This window comes from Deltaproteobacteria bacterium (assembly GCA_019308925.1).
In the GTDB taxonomy this organism is placed as follows: Bacteria; Desulfobacterota; B13-G15; order B13-G15; family RBG-16-54-18; genus JAFDHG01.
In genome coordinates, this window is the sequence record JAFDHG010000011.1 from 1 (window position 1) to 15,550 (window position 15,550).

Consider the following 15,550-nt stretch of genomic DNA (forward strand, 5'->3'; position numbering starts at 1 on the left):
AGTGATCAGAAGCAGCGGTGGTTGGCCACGGCACTGTTGGATATTGAGCCCCGGTTGAACAGGATCAAGGGGTATAGGTATTTACCTGCATTAAGGAAAGCGATCCAGCAGGAGTTTGGGATAGAGGTGCAGGAGGTAGTAGCTGCGTAATGGAAAAGATGGGCCGCTACAGAATTTCAACTAAAAATGGGATTGACTCATGCCGACCCCTTTCTTTAAAATGTAAGCTCAAGTCTTAATAACCTCCGTTTTAACTCCTCAACAATCTTCTTTTCTTCATCATATCCATCTGCTTCAAATGTAACTGAAAATCTTAAATATGATCCAGCCTCATCCCATGGTACTGTTGATATTAATGCCTTTTTGATTAGATACTCAGAAACCTCTCCAGCATTTTCAAATCTGATTCCTGACTTTGTTCCCTTAGGACATTGAACATAACAATAGAAAGTACCTTGGGGCTTTTGTGCTGCAAATCCCACTTCATTTAAAGCTGTACATAAGAGATCAAATCTTCTCGAATATCTTTCACAGATCCCTTTGGTAATTTCAGGATGATTCAAAGCATATATACCTGCCTTCTGGATAGCCCTAAACTGACCAGAATCCGTATTATCTTTAACAGTTCCATACGCCTTAATGATCTTTTCATTACCTACTACAAAGGCAAGTCTCCAACCAGTCATATTAAATGCTTTTGATAAAGAATGTACTTCTACTCCGACTTCTATAGCCCCCTTAACTGATAAAAAACTAAATGGTTCATACCCATCAAAAGTAATTGGTGCATAAGCTGCATCAGATAGAACTACAATATTATTTTTATAAGCAAACTCAACTACTTCTTTATAAAAATCGTCAGTTGCTACTTGTCCTGTAGGATTATTGGGATAATTTATATAAAAAAGCTTGGCCCTTTTTAAGACCTCTTTTGGTATGGCTGAGAAATCGGGATAGAAGTCGTTCTCTTTAAACAGAGGAAGGTTATAAACTTCTCCACCAATATATTTTGTATAGGTTGCTGCTACTGGATATCCAGGAGTTGTCATAAGAGCAATATCGCCTGGATTTATTAAACAGAGAGCAAGCATAGCCAAAGCAGGCTTAGATCCAATACTGTGCAAGATATTTTCATATGGATTTAACCCTCTTACATTATAGACTTTCTCAAGATAGCTGGCAGCGGCTTCTTGGAATTCTGGTATCCCATTATCTGCGTACAATCTATTTTCAGGCTTCCCCGCTTCCTGAGAAAGCACTTTTACAATACCAATATCAGCAGGTTTATCTGGTTCTCCTACACCCATATCTATTAAAGGAATATCAGGGTTCTTTTCTTTCGCTTCTTTCTTTGCCCTTTTTATCCGTTCAAATTTGTAAACTTCTGTCCCGCTTCCAAAATCTTTACCACCCAAACGATTTGCTATTTTATCTCTAAAAAAATCCACAGCAACTCCCTCCAATATTTTTGTCTGTATTTTTACGTACTATTTCATTTATCCTGACAGATAGTATGTTATCACAAATCTTTTTCTCTGTCTCTGGATACATACGGTTTCATGTTTACTTAAATTTTCCTTTTTACTCATTAGTGTCCCCGCAGGTTTATGAGAACCTTTTTCTTGACTTTTCCTGATTATGTTTCTTTAATCGTAAAGTAAGGTCCTTGGTAGTAGTTATGTGACCTTTTACAATGAACTGAAATTTTCTATGGTTATTGGGTTATACGGAAGTTTTTCTGTGTAAAGAATAGTTAGACGCAACGGAGGATTCATGGAATTTTTCAAATATCATGCACTTGGAAATGACTATGTCGTGTTAGATCCTTCCAGTGTTGGAAGTACGTTAAGCTCGTCCCAAATTCGGCTAATTTGCCATCGCAATTATGGCGTTGGTTCTGACGGTATTCTTCATGGTCCATTTGAAACTTCAGAATGTGACTTTGCCCTGCGCATTTTCAACCCCGACGGTAGCGAAGCAGAAAAGAGCGGCAATGGCTTGCGCATTTTTTCTCGGTATCTCTGGGACATAGGACTAGTTCAAGAGGAACAATTCACGATTCTGACGGCTGGGGGTAAGGTTAGATCCCAGGTCCACGAGGGGGGCAAAATTGTCACGGTCGAAATGGGTAGGGTCAGTTTTGATAGCAGCAAAATACCCGTCGAGGGAAAATCTCGGGAGGTCATAAACGAAAAAATCACCCTCGATGGGCAAGAGCTACTTTTTTGTGCTGCTACTATTGGGAATCCACATTGCGTCATCCTACGCGATGAGGTTTCCGCGGAAGAAGCCCGAAAATGGGGACCCCTGGTCGAAAATGATCCTCGTTTTCCAAATCGGACGAACGTTCAGTTTATGAAAGTTTTAGATCGTGCGAACCTTCAGATCGAAATTTGGGAACGCGGGGCAGGGTACACTTTGGCCTCGGGTAGCAGTAGCAGCGCAGCAGCAGCCGTTGCCTACCGGTTAGGGTTGTGTGGCTCTCAAATAGCTGTCCACATGCCCGGAGGGAAAATTGACATTACCGTCTCAGACGATTTTTCTATTTCAATGACCGGGCCGGTCACAAAGATCGCCCAAGGAACCATCTCATCGGAGATGTTTAGTCAGACCTTCTAAACAATCAGGCGCTGCCCTCATCGTCCTCCTGGTGCTGAACATCATGAGGCGAAGAAGAAGCCCTTAAATGGGTTTGGGGGCAAAAAACCTTGACAGCCGGTTAATTAATTGATAGAAAATTAATATAAGGCACCAGGGTGTGTCTGAAAACTGACAAGGGCGTCCACAAGGGCGTCCTTTTTTATAAACTATGAAAAATTTAAAAGGCATCACAGATGCTTTAACTTATAGAAAAGGTCTTTTTAGTTTTAACAGCATGAATATGGGACATGATTTCAATTATTGACTACAAGGCTGGAAACCTGACATCTGTGGAGAGGGCTCTAAGGCACCTCGGTGTGTCATGTAAGATTACCGACAGAGCCGAGGAGATTATCTCATCAAAGGGGGTAATATTTCCAGGGGTAGGTGCAGCGGGCAAGGCGATGGAGGTAATAAGATCCCAGAGACTTGATCAGGTTATTTATGATGTAATAACCCAAAATATACCATTTCTTGGAATATGCCTGGGCGCACAAATCATCCTGGATAAAAGCGAAGAGAATGACGCTACATGCCTGAAGATAATCCCCGGCGTTGCAAAGAGGTTTTCGGATATAGGGTTAAAGATCCCACATATGGGATGGAATGATGTCTCTATCGTGCATGATCACCCCATCCTTGAGGGTGTAAATCCAAAGGCGCAGTTCTATTTCGTACATTCTTTCTATCCAGAACCTGATAGCGATAAGGACATCGTAGCAACAACTCATTATGGTATTCAATTCGCGTCAATAATCGGACGGGGTAATGTAGTTGCCACACAATTCCATCCAGAAAAGAGTGGAAGATATGGCCTACAAATCCTAAAAAATTTTACCAAGTGGGATGGTGAATTATAACTATGCTGAGCAAAAGGATTATCATCTGCCTGGATGTCAAGGAAGGCAAGACCACTAAAGGTATCAAGTTTAAAGGAAATATAGACGTAGGCGACCCTGTGGCCATGGCCAAGGAGTATTATGAACAAGGTGTGGATGAGCTTGTCTTCTATGATATTACTGCATCATCTGATAAGAGGGATATCATTATAGATGTAGTAGAAAAGGTAGCAAGAAACATATTCATCCCATTTACTGTAGGAGGTGGGATCAGGTCACTGGATGACATGTACAATATCTTAAATGCCGGTGCAGAAAAGATAAGTATAAATGCTGCTGCTGTCCTAAACCCGGACCTCATTGCGCAAGGTGCTAAGTTCTTTGGAAGTCAGTGTATTGTTTTGGGGATGGATGCAAAGATGGTAAAAAGCAGTGCCAAGGTCCCCTCTGGATATGAAGTATTTATAAATGGTGGTAGGACACCCATGGGCATAGATGCTGTAGAATGGGCAAAAAAGGCCCAAAGCTTAGGTGCTGGTGAAATTTGCCTCAACTCCATTGATGCGGATGGCACAAACCAGGGATACGAACTTACCCTGACATCCATGATATCCAATGCTGTTTCCATACCTGTAATTGCATCCGGTGGTGCTGGTAAATCTGAACACCTAAGAGACGTATTTATAAAGTCTGGTGCAGATGCAGCGCTCATCGCCTCTATGGTTCACTATAACCGGTATACTGTAGGTCAGATAAAGGCCTACCTTGCAAAGGAAGGGATACCGGTCCGGGAGGTCATATAGGATCTCTGAAAGGTGATAGACACCCTTCTTACTCCTTAGCTTGTTTCCTTAGATTCACTATGTTAAGCCCCTTTTTTCCAAAAGACTCAAGGTGCCCATCAGTGGTGTATATAACGCTGCATCCTCCTCTGAGCAGGGAGGCGAGGATTAGCGAATCCACAAGGGGCATTCCGGTTCCATGGCTGATGCGGGCTGCCTCTTCGGCCTCTCCTTCTTTCACCGGCACCCAGACAATGGCCTCCTTCAGGAGATTCGAAAGCTCAGAGGCTACCCTTCCTCTGATGATATGCCTCAAGACCTCTGATAGCACTACGGTAGAGGATATGAGGGTTGCGTCAGAATTCATGACTCCGATGGCCTCGGTATTGCCTTCCTGGAGGGAGAAGAAAAAACCGGTATCAATGCCTATCAGCTGAGCGCTCACGATGGATCTCCTCCCAGGTCTCCCAGGTGCCCAAGGGCCGTGTCTCCAAGAGAAGTCTTACCACACCCTCCCTGGCCTTCCTTTTACGCTCTGCTTCCAGGTAAACCTTCACCGCTTCCCTTAGAATCCTGGAAACAGGCTTGCCTTTCAGTTGTGCCTCTGCCCTCAGCTTCTCTTCCAGATCCTTTGGCAGATAAAAGCTCACTGCCGGCATGGCTGCCTCCTTAACATATATCTTATTATGATATTATATTAACAGCCAGATTTTGTCAACCCTCGAATTCTGTAGTAGGGGAAACATCTATCGAAATCATCTCATCCTGCTGTTATCCAGAGGAGTTCTCCATAGCGCTGCCTGCAAAAATATCACAATATGGCTAGATAACGCTTTATCTCATACTCCGCCACCTGGGCCCTGTAGTCGTCCCATTCAGCCCTCTTGTTCCTGATGAAGCTATCAAAGATGTGATCGCCCAAACACTCCCGCACCAGTTCACTCTTCTCCATGAGGTCTATGGCTTCACCCAGGCTGCGGGGCAACGTAGCAATTCCCCGCTCTACCCGCTCTGCCTCTGAGAGGTGATAGACATCCACTTCCACTGGGGGCGGCAGTTCATGTTCTTCCTCAATCCCCTTGAGCCCTGCTGCCAGCATTACACTGAAGGTAAGATAAGGATTGCAGGCAGGGTCAGGGGAGCGAAACTCCGACCGGGTGGCCTTCTCCTTTCCTGGCTTGTACTCGGGCACCCGCACAAGGGCCGAGCGGTTCCTGGTCCCCCAGGAGATATAGGCAGGGGCCTCATAACCAGGGATGAGCCTCTTGTAAGAGTTTACCCACTGAGAGGTCACCGCCGTTATCTCCGGCGCGTGCATGAGCAAACCAGCGATGAAGCAACGGGCGGTCTTTGAGAGATGATAGGGGTCTTTTTCGTCGAAGAAGGCGTTTTTGTTCCCTTTGAACAGGGATTGATGCACATGCATCCCACTTCCGTTGATGCCAAAGACGGGTTTGGGCATGAAGGTGGCGTACACCCCGTTCTGCAAGGCCACCTGTTTAACCACTACTTTGTAGGTCATCACATTGTCGGCCATGGTGAGGGCGTCTGTATATTTCATATCTACTTCATGCTGGCTGTAGGCCACCTCATGATGGCTGTACTCCACTGATATCCCCATCTCCTCAAGGAGAAGCACTGTATGGCGGCGCAGATCTATGGCAAGATCGAGAGGGGTCATGTCAAAATAACCGCCCATGTCCAGAAATTCTGTCCCCTCAGAGTTCCTAAAATAGAAGTATTCGAGCTCTGGGCCCACATAGTAGGTAAAACCCTGCTCAGCGGCCTTTTTGAGGTTTCTTTTTAATACGTACCGGGGATCACCCTCAAAGGGCTCTCCCTCCGGCCTAAAGATGTCGCAGAACATCCTTGCCACTCCATACTCCTTGGGCCTCCAGGGCAGGATGCAGAAGGTAGAAGGGTCGGGCATGGCGATCATATCGCTTTCCTCTATCCTGACGAATCCTTCGATGGAGGAACCGTCAAATCCCACCCCTCCCTCCAAGGCATCAGGGAGCTCTTCCGCTGTTATGGTGAAACTCTTCAAGAAGCCCAGGATATCGGTGAACCACAGCTTGATGAACTTTACCTGTTGCTCCTTCACCACGTTGAGCACATATTCCTTTGCCTCCTTGGTATTTTCCATATCACGCCCTCCTTTTCAAAAATTTCTAGTTACACAATCACCAATTTATTACGGGAATATTACAGAACGAAAAAACTTTTTGGAGGTAATTACGCACGACGGCGCGCCACCCACGAAACATGAACATTCATTATCCTCCTTCTCCCGCCAGCGGGAGAGGGTCGGGGTGAGGGTGGATATGGTCTCAGATGGGTTCCCCCTCACCTTCTTCCTCTCCCCGAGGGGAGAGGAAACTTTGCGGTATATTTTCCAAGTGATAAAAGATCAGTTTATCAGCCCGATCCCCTTCCCCCTGACTACCATGGGGACGCTCAACATAGAGCAAAGACCCTCTTTGCGGGCCAACTCCTTTTCTTTGTAGTGGGGTTCTTCCAACACGTTGTAGATCTTGGCAGATTTCTTCTCCTGGGCCACCCAACCCACCACCCCCTCCCCCAGCCGCAGGACCCTCTCCTTTAGGTACTCCTCACTTATGCTCTGGGTGGCCTTCAGGGAAAGGGTCTTTTTGCGCTCGTCCAACAACCAGAGGGAGCAGATTTTGGAGTCCATCACATTGGCCGTCACCGCCACGATCAGCCTCAAGATGTCCTCCAGGTAAAGGTCGGAAGAGATGGCCTTGCTGATCTCTGACAGGGCCTTGATCTGCTCGGCATAGGAGGGCTCCTCCCTTTGTTCTTTCCTCCTGATTCCGGACGCCATCTATAAGTAACCTTTCTTGTACAGATATTCGGCGTTCAGGACGGCGGCCCCGGCCGCCCCCCGAATAGTGTTGTGGCTTAGAACAAAAAACTTGTAATCTAAGATAGGACACTCCCTCACCCTTCCCACCACACAGGCCATCCCCCTTCCTTCATCCCTGTCCCGGCGTGGCTGTGGGCGGTCATTCTCCCTCCTGACCACGATAGGGGGGGAGGGGGCTGAGGGTAGTCCATAACCGGCTAGGGGATCGAACTCCTCCCAGGTCTCGATCAAATCCTCGGGCGAGGCCTCTTGTTTCAACTCCACGCTCACGCTCTCCATGTGGCCGTCCCGCACATTCACCCTGGTGCAAGAGGCGCTGACCTTGAGCTCGGCAAAGACAAAACGTCCATCCTCCAGACAGCCCAAGATCTTGAGGGGTTCTGTCTCCACCTTGGCCTCTTCCCCGCCGATGAAGGGGACTACATTATCGATGATATCCAAAGAAGCCACCCCTGGGTATCCCGCACCGCTTAAAGCTTGAAGGGTTGTCACTATGGCCTTGGTAACCCCAAACCTCTTGTGTAGGGGGGCGAGGGGCATGACCAAACCGATGACAGAGCAGTTGGGGTTGGTGATGATATAGCCCCCCCTTGCCCAGCGTCGTTTCTGGATCGGGATGACCTCCAAATGATCGGGGTTCACCTCGGGGACCAGGAGAGGGACATCGGGGGCCATCCGGTGGTTGCGGGAGTTGCTACTCACTACATATCCTGCTTGGGCAAACTCCTCCTCGATAGGGCCGGCCACGTTGGCATCAAGGGCCGAGAAGACCAGACGACAGTCCAGCTCTGGAGTGCACTCCTTTACCAAAAGCTGGGCCACAGAAGGGGGAATGTCACCCTCCAGCTTCCACCTCCCCTCCATCACCTCCCCATAGGGGCGACCGGCACTACGCTCTGAGGCCGCTACCTCGGTTACCTCGAACCAGGGGTGTCCATCCAGGAGCTGGATAAACCTCTGACCCACCATCCCGGTGCCCCCCAAGATCCCCACTTTAATCCTCTTCATATCTGCAGCAACCCTCCAGATTAGTCCTTCAGAGAATCGAGGACGATTTGCGAAAAATAGACCACCTCCTTACCGATCTCCTTGGCCTTAGAGGTAGAACTTAGTTGAAAGGTACAGAAGGGGCAAGGGCTTACCACCACCTCCCCCGGGGCCATCTTCAGAAGCCGGGAGGCCATCTCCGTCGAGAGATCACGGTACAGAGATCTGATCCCACTGCCTGAACCGCAGCAGGGGGCCTGCTCCCTGCTGAGCTCGGTATCTCTCACCTCAGCTCCGCACCAGGCGAGCAGTTCCCTGGGCTCCTCAGTTATCCCCTCTCCCCTGGCCAGGCGACAGGGGTCTTGGTAGACGAGGGTCCTTTTTACCTTTTGCAGGAGGGAGCGGTTCTCCTTTAAGGCTTCGTATATCACCTCCACTACATGTGAGACCTGAAAGGGGAATTCCCCAAGGACATCAGGATAAAAATACTTGAAGCACTTCAGACAGCCGTTGCAGGGGATAATAAGTCTCTTTATCCCCAGGCCCCTGAACCTATCGACGTTCTTCTGAAAGAGCTCTCCTGCAAGATCGACGTCTCCCGCCTCATAGATGTAGGTACCACAGCAACCCTCATCCTCCAGGATCATAAAGTCGACCCCCAACCGTTTTAGGGCGAGATAAGAGGCGGTGGCAGCATCTTTCACCAGGTAAGAGGGAAGGCAGCCGAGGTAGAGGAGGGTTTCCGATTCCTTTCGGGGGAACTCTTCGGGTAGCCACTCCAGGCGCTTGCTCGGGTCGCCGTTGACAGCATTCCCCTTTTTGAAGATCCCCCCGATGATCTTCTTCCCCCGCTCCAGGGGTCCTAACCCCCTCTTCACCAGTCCTCTCCTGCCAGCGTTCACTATCTGGGTGATTTCTATCTCCACAGGGCAGACCGTCTCACACTTCATACACTTGGGACAATTGTAGAGACTCTCCACCATCTGCTCGGAGATATCACCACCTTCCAACACCTCCCGTACTGTCTGCAACCGGTGCATGGGCGAGAAGAGCTCTTCACCCGTGATCTGGTAGGTGGGGCAGACCTCCATACATTGCTCACATTCGTTGCAGGACTCTATCTGCTCGAGGACCTTCTCCATCTCTTACCTTCTTTTTTAAGGCGAAGCTTACTATAACAGAAGAGTTATTAAAGATCAACGACCTTGGCCGAGTTCCTTCAGGGGGTCTTTATGAGTGCCCTCCTTCTCGATGATCTGATGAAGCTTGGTAACCAGCTCCCTGAACTTTCTGAAATCTCTGAATCTGAGCTCCATCCTGAACTGATCCCCCTCGAAGAAGGCTGGAGGTTGAAAAGAGATCTGGGGGGGGAGGGAGAGGGACCGCCTATACTCAGCAAACCTCCCCTCTAACTCTGTCAGGCGGGGGTACCTCATCTCCTTGAGGACCCTCCTGGCCCTCTCGAGCCGCTGGGGCCGCGGGGTCTGCTGATCGCCAATGACTTCCTCTATCTCCCCCCTGGCCAATAGGGAGGAGATGGATACCCCATCCCTCAGAGAGATCTCCCGCAAAAAGGTGATGATCTCCTTAACGCGGTTTTCCCCCGGCCTCAAGGCCTGCAGCAGGGGGTGGATAGCCCGCTGCCCCTCCCTGTTGAGGTGGAGGAAGAGGACCGAGGCGGAGAGGGAAAGACCTTCCCTTACCAGATATTTCTTCAAGTCTTCTTCCAATCCTAAAAGGCCGGTTACCTGCTTTAAGATCCTGATGTTGGGCTGAAGACCCAGGAGGGGGAGAAAACGGTCTATCATCTCCCTCTCATCAACCCCGAAAGAGATGAGTTTCCCCAAGGCCTGGGCCTTCTCCATGAGGTTGAGGGGGCGCAGCAGATTGTGTCCCAAACTTAGCAGCAGGGCCTGAAGGTCGCCCAATTCGCCATGGGAATAGATGAGGGCCTCCGCCTCGGAGATAGAGAGATGACGCAAGGCTTCGGCCCTTTTAAAGCCACAAACGAGCTGATACCATCCATCACCCCTCACCCGCACGAGGAGGGGTTCCAGGAGGCCGACTAACTGGATGGAGGTAAGTAAGGGCTCCAGCTCTGGCATAAAGGTGATGGCAAAGGTGGTATCCTCCAGATCGATCTGGGCCAAGGAGACCCTCTCTAATCTGCGCATTCTTCTCCTCCCATTTTCAGGATTGGCGGGCCAAAAGATTATACCCTTCCTCCTCAGGGCTGCCAAGTTTTAAAATCTCACTTTTTTCCCATCGAAAGGCAAGGAAGGAAACAATAAATTCCTTGACGATTTCAACAACAAATGGTAAAGAGGCAAAAAATACAAATTTTGGGGGGGATAATTATGGGCAAAAAAGGTCTCATCTGGTCACTGGCAATATGCATCCTTTTTATGTTTTCTATAGGCTGCGCAGAACTCACCAAATCCACCAAGACAGAAGGCGCAAAGGCCGAAGGGGGAAAAGCCGGAAAGGTTTCCCCCATGTATTCTGAATTTAAAGATGTGATGATCCCCCCCGATATGGAGTTGGACCGTAATGAATCCCTGGTTTACGAGAGCCATAACCTGCGCATGGGGGTGTTATATTACTCCGGGCGGGCGGAATTACCCGAAGTCGTAGACTTCTTTAAAGAGAACATGAAAAATGATGGATGGGAACTCCTCAATAGTTTCAGGCACAAGACCTATATCCTCAACTTTGTAAAAAAGGGGCGCAACTGCATCATCACCGTGGAGAAAAAGGGCGGCAAGGCAGATATCCAGATCTGGATGGGACCCTTGCAGAAGAAATTGGAATCCACAAAGAAAAAGCTCCGGCGCAGATAAAAACCTTAACAAGGTCATCTAGTTTCGATAGCAGGCTTCAAAACATCTCACCCGCTTTTGAGTTCCGGTAGTGGTCGAAGATTATGGGATAGAAGGGCTCGAACCCCCTCTTTAAGCTCAGAGTTTAAAGGGGGCTGACAGAGTAAGAAACCCGATTTGCATGGCGATGAATGGAGATCTTGAACAAAGGATTGAGGTCCTGGCCCAGTGGCTTTATGAATTGAGCTATTTGGTGGTCTTCACCGGGGCAGGGGTGAGCACGGAGTCAGGGCTCCCGGACTTCAGGGGGCCCGATGGGATCTGGACCAGACAAGAAAAGGGGTTGCCGCCGCCACCCATGCAACGTCCCTGGTCTGAGGTGGACCCCAATCCGGCCCATTACGCCATCAGAGCGCTGCAGGATCTGGGAAAACTGAAATTTCTGATCTCCCAGAACGTGGACAATCTCCATCTCAAATCGGGGATTCGTCCAGAACTGCTGGCAGAACTGCATGGCAACATTACCAAACTGCGTTGCCAGCGCTGTGGGGCTATAGTAGATAGGGAAAAAGCAGAGTCAAGGTGCAGTTGCGGGGGGAGGTTGGTTCCCAGCGTAGTGGACTTTGGGCAGCCCCTGCCAGAGAAGGACCTGAGGGAATCATATTACCACTCGGAGCATTGCGACCTCTTTGTAGCGGTGGGCTCCAGCCTGGTGGTGACGCCCGCAGCCGACATGCCGGTGGTGGCCCTGAGGGCAGGGGCAAAACTGGTGATCATCAACCACGGTGAAACCCCCCTTGATCAGTACGCACACCTCCGCTTCCACGAGAGTGCCGGAGAAGTCCTCCCTAAGGCCGTGGTCCTGTTGAAGCAGAAATTGAGGGGATGAGAAAATGGATCCCTTTCTCCAGGCCACCGAGGCCATTGATTGCGATAACCCGCTGATCCAGGACCTGGCACATAAAATAATCGAAGGTGCACCAGATGTGCCCGGACGGGCACGGCGGCTCTTCTATTTTGTCCGGGATACCATAAGATATAATCCTTATTCCCCCTTCTTCCTCATGGATCACTACAAGGCCACCACTACCCTCCGTCGGGGCAGGGGATATTGTGTCCAAAAGGCGGTCCTGCTGGTCGCCCTGGCCAGGGCGGCGGAGATCCCGGCACAACTGGTCTTCGCCGACATCCGCAACCACCAGGCCTCAGAGCGGCTGGTGGAGATGATGGGGACCGATCTCTTTGTCTTCCATGGCTATGTGGAGTGGTTCTTGGGGGGGCGAAGGGTGCAGGTGACCCCCGCATTCGAGACAGAGCTGTGTCAAGGACAAGGCTATCCCATTGTAGAGTTCAACGGGCGTAAAGACGCCATCTTTCCCCCCTATGACAGCAGAGGCCGAAAATTTGTGGAATATGTGCGACACCATGGCACCTTTTCCGATGTCCCTTTAGACCTGATCCTCCGGGGCTGGGAAGAGGCGTACGGAAGCGAGAGGGTACGAGAGTGGAAGAAGACCTTTCATGAATAGCGTTCCCGAGGTTTTTATTGGCATCTCTTAGCGCGGGCAATAAAAAGGCCCTTTTTGGGGCTTGATTAGCAGATATTTTGTGGAGGGATGGCTCTAATTTTCTAATTTCCTTGGTTAAACTTGGTTATTCCCTGTAGCTTGCTACAGGGTTACCTTATCTTTTCCTCCCCCTCGATGGGGGAGGGGAGGTGGGGGTGATTCTAGGTGTCTTTTTCTCACCCTCCCCTTTATCCCCTCCCATCAAGGGAGGGGATAATAAGATACCCCGCAGCTTGCTGCGGGGAGGTTCATTGAACCTTACGACTAAGCTCACCTGCTGCTATGGAGCGCCAGCGGAATAGCGGTTGGGTGGAGCGCTTTGTTGGCCTATACTAATACTTTCCTGGCTGGTCGCACCTCATACAAAGCACGATCTTCACATACTTGCAGTTGCCCCATAGGTTGTTTCTCAATCTTTTCGAATTTTAACTGAACATTGTTGAACAAGGTGCTCGCTTCCGCCTTAAGTTGACGAGCAGCCATTCTGCAATACTCAGGTTCAATTTCAACACCAATACTATTCCTACCACTCCTTATAGATGCTATCATTGTTGTTCCTGTTCCGCAAAATGGATCAAGCACGGTATCACCTACGAATGAGAACATTTTTACGATTCTTAGGGCCAGCTCAAGAGGAAATGGTGCGGGATGATTTCTGGTAGAAGCACCTGGTATATTCCATATTTGTTGAAACCAATTATTAAAGTCTTTTTTGTTAATTTTACTTAGTTCGCGCTGTTTATTAGTTGGTTTACGATATCCTCTAGGTTTTCGTTGCATCAAAATAAATTCGATATCATTTTTTATTATTGCATTTGGTTCATATGGCTTTCCAAGAAATTTAGAGCCGTTAGCAACTTCATAATTAGCATTTGTTATTTTGTGCCATATTATTGGATTCAAATTATCAAATCCTATTTTTCTGCAAATCACGCAAATATCTGCATGCAACGGAAAAACAAGATGGCGACCGAAAGATCGCCTGGAGACACATACATCACCAACTACACATACTAAACGTCCGCCGGGTACCAACACACGATAGACTTCCTTCCATACCTTTTTTAATTCAGATAAGAATTCCTCATATTGATCAATATGGCCGAGTTGATCTGGGTTATCTTTATATTTTTTAAGATTCCAATATGGGGGAGAGGTAAGTACAAGGTGAACACTCTCATCCTCGATGAAAGACAAATCTCGTGCATCACCTTTGACCAATTTATGTACGGTTGGTATTTGTTCATTTGTCATATAAATGACCTCACATGGGAGCTTAGAGTTTTTGCAAAATTTTTAAAAGAAAGATCATCAGCAGGCTCTCTGTAAGTTCCATGTTCTCCCCGAGAACTATCTGAAACAATAAACGATGATGCGGTATAATGCCGTTCTAATACCAGTTTACGACAAAAAATCTCATATCTCTTCAAGTAAGAGGCACCAACAAATTCTGGAAAAACTTTGAAGTGAGGTTCTTTTACGCGAACAGGCCTATTGGAGGCTTCGCAATCTTCAAGCATGAAAAAATATCCAAGAAATGGTTGTCTGCCTCCGTTGAAGGCCCCCTCTCTAAAAGCAGTCCATAAATCCAGCGCACTCCCCATTGCCTCTTCAGTTCTATTGTTAAAATTGTTGCCAAATGAAGGTCCAACTTGAGATTTTGCCTCAATAGCAACAACCAGACATCCATCCTTAATCACGAGCAAATCCCACTCCTTTGTTGGCCTAAAAAATCCTGGAAGTTCTATGTGTCGTTTGTAAAAAACATACTCTTCTTTGATACCAGATTCGACAATTAACCTGGTAAACAGATCAATGAAGCCGTCCATTTGTGCTCCACCAGTTACAGCACTTCTTAGTCCGGCATCATTGACACCCCTTTTTTTCTGTCTTTCTCGTTGCAGCCGTCGTGTACGCCAGTAATGCGCGACAGATTTGCTGATATATTTATCAATATTATCTATTATTGCCATATATACCCTCTGATGATCGTATTTTTAAGGCCAACAATTAATATACGAAATTACCGTTTGCTCTGAACATGGGTATACTATACCATATGTTAAGCATGGTGGGGAGAGAAAATTCTTTAAAAATCAAGTTGGGGAGGGTATACTACGTCGTATTTTTCGGTAATATGGACTAAAAGCGAAATTCGTATAATATGGGAAATCTGTCCAATAAAGCCAAAGTGACCCTGCCGGAGTTCCAGAAGTTTCTTCTGGAGCGGAAGCTTGTGCCGGCAAAGAACATGACGTTCTTTGCCTACTGGGTGAGCCGGTTTCTCGACTATGCCAGGAAACGTGACCTTTCTGCCACGGAATATCAGGAATCGGTGGTCATCGAATTTCTGGATGTCCTGCGGTCAGAAAAGCGCATTCATGACTGGCAACCTCGTCAGGCTGATGATGCCATACGGCTCTATTATTTCCATTACCTCGGCAAAACAGGCAATCGGGCGTCGGACGGCGATATGCCTGCTGATGTTCTAGGAACGCTTCAGGAGATCAGGCGACTGATCAGGCTGAGGCATTATTCCTACAGCACGGAACGCACCTACCTGCAGTGGGTCGAACGTTTCCTGGCCTATGCGCTAAAGCCGGCATCCAAGCTGCCGGTGGACCCGCGAAGCGGAAAGATCGGTCGTCACCATATCAGCGAAAAGGCAATCCAGGTGGCAGTGAGAAACGCCGTGAACAAGGCCAGCATCGCAAAGCATGCGACGGTGCATACATTCCGCCACAGCTTTGCGACACATCTGCTCCAAAGCGGTGTCAATATCAGGGAGGTACAGAGTCTCCTCGGGCACAAGAATGTTGAGACGACCATGACCTACACCCATGTCCTTCGCGATATGAAAAACGCGCCGCAGAGCCCGCTCGACGCCCTCTATGGGAAGCGGGAGTAAAGGGACTTTACTGAGAACGATGGCCTACTTTTAGCTTGACAAGCGGTACATTGTGATTTATGGTACAAACTGCTGCTTGTTGACAAGGATCTCTTATAAGGAAAAATCTACGAGGGGGTG

At 48.4% G+C, this 15,550-nt stretch carries 18 protein-coding genes; 8 read left to right on the plus strand and 10 right to left on the minus strand.

The features are described from left to right. The coding region (locus tag JRI46_02860; GenBank protein MBW2038522.1) for a hypothetical protein at nt 1-150 on the plus strand (150 nt) is incomplete at its 5' end. 65 nt (nt 151-215) lie between these two features. On the opposite strand, the gene JRI46_02865 is transcribed toward JRI46_02860, so the two are convergent. Continuing rightward, a complete protein-coding gene (locus tag JRI46_02865; GenBank protein ID MBW2038523.1) occupies nt 216-1,448 on the minus strand; it encodes an LL-diaminopimelate aminotransferase in 1,233 nt (410 codons plus the stop codon). Nucleotides 1,449-1,773: 325 nt separating this feature from the next. Here JRI46_02865 and JRI46_02870 point away from each other — a divergent pair, with 325 nt between their 5' ends. The 3 genes from JRI46_02870 to hisF all read left to right on the plus strand — a co-directional run bounded on the left by JRI46_02870 (nt 1,774) and on the right by hisF (nt 4,282). Next, nucleotides 1,774-2,619: a diaminopimelate epimerase gene (locus JRI46_02870; GenBank protein ID MBW2038524.1), complete on the plus strand. Its 846-nt coding sequence runs from the start codon at nt 1,774-1,776 to the stop codon at nt 2,617-2,619. A 269-nt stretch (nt 2,620-2,888) separates the two neighbouring features. Continuing rightward, nucleotides 2,889-3,500 carry an imidazole glycerol phosphate synthase subunit HisH gene (gene hisH, locus JRI46_02875; protein MBW2038525.1) on the plus strand — a complete coding sequence of 204 codons (612 nt, stop codon included), beginning with the start codon at nt 2,889-2,891 and terminating at the stop codon, nt 3,498-3,500. A 2-nt stretch (nt 3,501-3,502) separates the two neighbouring features. Beyond that, a complete protein-coding gene (gene hisF, locus JRI46_02880; protein MBW2038526.1) occupies nt 3,503-4,282 on the plus strand; it encodes an imidazole glycerol phosphate synthase subunit HisF in 780 nt (259 codons plus the stop codon). 28 nt (nt 4,283-4,310) lie between these two features. Here the strand turns inward: hisF and JRI46_02885 are convergent, their stop codons facing one another. The 7 genes from JRI46_02885 to JRI46_02915 form a co-directional block, all read right to left on the minus strand. Continuing rightward, complete coding sequence (locus tag JRI46_02885) at nt 4,311-4,706, minus strand: type II toxin-antitoxin system VapC family toxin (GenBank protein ID MBW2038527.1); 396 nt, start codon at nt 4,704-4,706, stop codon at nt 4,311-4,313. Beyond that, a complete protein-coding gene (locus tag JRI46_02890) occupies nt 4,681-4,920 on the minus strand; it encodes a ribbon-helix-helix protein, CopG family (GenBank protein MBW2038528.1) in 240 nt (79 codons plus the stop codon). Before JRI46_02890 ends, JRI46_02885 begins: the two co-directional genes overlap by 26 nt. Before the next feature lie 152 nt (nt 4,921-5,072). Further along, nucleotides 5,073-6,407, minus strand: coding sequence for a glutamine synthetase (locus JRI46_02895; protein ID MBW2038529.1), 1,335 nt, complete (start codon nt 6,405-6,407; stop codon nt 5,073-5,075). A gap of 264 nt (nt 6,408-6,671) precedes the next feature. After that, entirely contained in the window at nt 6,672-7,106 is a 435-nt protein-coding gene (locus JRI46_02900; protein ID MBW2038530.1) for a GAF domain-containing protein, read from the minus strand. Next, nucleotides 7,107-8,156 carry an aspartate-semialdehyde dehydrogenase gene (asd, locus tag JRI46_02905; protein MBW2038531.1) on the minus strand — a complete coding sequence of 350 codons (1,050 nt, stop codon included), beginning with the start codon at nt 8,154-8,156 and terminating at the stop codon, nt 7,107-7,109. Between the two features lie 20 nt (nt 8,157-8,176). Further along, complete coding sequence (locus tag JRI46_02910; protein MBW2038532.1) at nt 8,177-9,277, minus strand: (Fe-S)-binding protein; 1,101 nt, start codon at nt 9,275-9,277, stop codon at nt 8,177-8,179. Between the two features lie 54 nt (nt 9,278-9,331). Then, nucleotides 9,332-10,309: a hypothetical protein gene (locus tag JRI46_02915; protein ID MBW2038533.1), complete on the minus strand. Its 978-nt coding sequence runs from the start codon at nt 10,307-10,309 to the stop codon at nt 9,332-9,334. A gap of 183 nt (nt 10,310-10,492) precedes the next feature. Between JRI46_02915 and JRI46_02920 the strand changes: the two genes are divergently transcribed. The 3 genes from JRI46_02920 (at nt 10,493) to JRI46_02930 (ending at nt 12,483) form a co-directional block, all read left to right on the plus strand. Continuing rightward, complete coding sequence (locus tag JRI46_02920) at nt 10,493-10,975, plus strand: hypothetical protein (GenBank protein MBW2038534.1); 483 nt, start codon at nt 10,493-10,495, stop codon at nt 10,973-10,975. A 166-nt stretch (nt 10,976-11,141) separates the two neighbouring features. After that, nucleotides 11,142-11,843 carry a sigma factor regulator FecR gene (locus JRI46_02925; GenBank protein ID MBW2038535.1) on the plus strand — a complete coding sequence of 234 codons (702 nt, stop codon included), beginning with the start codon at nt 11,142-11,144 and terminating at the stop codon, nt 11,841-11,843. Nucleotides 11,844-11,847: 4 nt separating this feature from the next. Next, nucleotides 11,848-12,483 (plus strand): transglutaminase domain-containing protein, encoded by a 636-nt coding sequence (locus JRI46_02930; GenBank protein MBW2038536.1) that lies wholly within the window; start codon nt 11,848-11,850, stop codon nt 12,481-12,483. A gap of 366 nt (nt 12,484-12,849) precedes the next feature. Here JRI46_02930 and JRI46_02935 read toward each other — a convergent pair whose 3' ends face one another. Both JRI46_02935 and JRI46_02940 read right to left on the minus strand, forming a co-directional pair. Continuing rightward, the gene (locus tag JRI46_02935; protein MBW2038537.1) at nt 12,850-13,776 is read right to left on the minus strand and encodes a site-specific DNA-methyltransferase; all 927 of its coding nucleotides are present in this window, start codon (nt 13,774-13,776) and stop codon (nt 12,850-12,852) included. Then, nucleotides 13,773-14,495 carry a PaeR7I family type II restriction endonuclease gene (locus tag JRI46_02940; protein MBW2038538.1) on the minus strand — a complete coding sequence of 241 codons (723 nt, stop codon included), beginning with the start codon at nt 14,493-14,495 and terminating at the stop codon, nt 13,773-13,775. Before JRI46_02940 ends, JRI46_02935 begins: the two co-directional genes overlap by 4 nt. 191 nt (nt 14,496-14,686) lie before the next feature. Here JRI46_02940 and JRI46_02945 point away from each other — a divergent pair, with 191 nt between their 5' ends. Further along, nucleotides 14,687-15,430: a tyrosine-type recombinase/integrase gene (locus JRI46_02945; GenBank protein ID MBW2038539.1), complete on the plus strand. Its 744-nt coding sequence runs from the start codon at nt 14,687-14,689 to the stop codon at nt 15,428-15,430. Nucleotides 15,431-15,550: the final 120 nt, after the last annotated feature.

What these genes read in the sequence shown, in the direction of transcription:
- JRI46_02870 (MBW2038524.1), top strand. Translation starts at nt 1,774, where the DNA reads ATGGAATTTTTCAAATATCATGCACTTGGAAATGACTATGTCGTGTTA.
- hisH (MBW2038525.1), top strand. Translation starts at nt 2,889, where the DNA reads ATGATTTCAATTATTGACTACAAGGCTGGAAACCTGACATCTGTGGAG.
- hisF (MBW2038526.1), top strand. Translation starts at nt 3,503, where the DNA reads ATGCTGAGCAAAAGGATTATCATCTGCCTGGATGTCAAGGAAGGCAAG.
- JRI46_02890 (MBW2038528.1), bottom strand. Translation starts at nt 4,920, where the DNA reads ATGCCGGCAGTGAGCTTTTATCTGCCAAAGGATCTGGAAGAGAAGCTG.
- JRI46_02895 (MBW2038529.1), bottom strand. Translation starts at nt 6,407, where the DNA reads ATGGAAAATACCAAGGAGGCAAAGGAATATGTGCTCAACGTGGTGAAG.
- JRI46_02900 (MBW2038530.1), bottom strand. Translation starts at nt 7,106, where the DNA reads ATGGCGTCCGGAATCAGGAGGAAAGAACAAAGGGAGGAGCCCTCCTAT.
- asd (MBW2038531.1), bottom strand. Translation starts at nt 8,156, where the DNA reads ATGAAGAGGATTAAAGTGGGGATCTTGGGGGGCACCGGGATGGTGGGT.
- JRI46_02910 (MBW2038532.1), bottom strand. Translation starts at nt 9,277, where the DNA reads ATGGAGAAGGTCCTCGAGCAGATAGAGTCCTGCAACGAATGTGAGCAA.
- JRI46_02915 (MBW2038533.1), bottom strand. Translation starts at nt 10,309, where the DNA reads ATGCGCAGATTAGAGAGGGTCTCCTTGGCCCAGATCGATCTGGAGGAT.
- JRI46_02920 (MBW2038534.1), top strand. Translation starts at nt 10,493, where the DNA reads ATGGGCAAAAAAGGTCTCATCTGGTCACTGGCAATATGCATCCTTTTT.
- JRI46_02925 (MBW2038535.1), top strand. Translation starts at nt 11,142, where the DNA reads ATGAATGGAGATCTTGAACAAAGGATTGAGGTCCTGGCCCAGTGGCTT.
- JRI46_02930 (MBW2038536.1), top strand. Translation starts at nt 11,848, where the DNA reads ATGGATCCCTTTCTCCAGGCCACCGAGGCCATTGATTGCGATAACCCG.
- JRI46_02935 (MBW2038537.1), bottom strand. Translation starts at nt 13,776, where the DNA reads ATGACAAATGAACAAATACCAACCGTACATAAATTGGTCAAAGGTGAT.
- JRI46_02940 (MBW2038538.1), bottom strand. Translation starts at nt 14,495, where the DNA reads ATGGCAATAATAGATAATATTGATAAATATATCAGCAAATCTGTCGCG.
- JRI46_02945 (MBW2038539.1), top strand. Translation starts at nt 14,687, where the DNA reads ATGGGAAATCTGTCCAATAAAGCCAAAGTGACCCTGCCGGAGTTCCAG.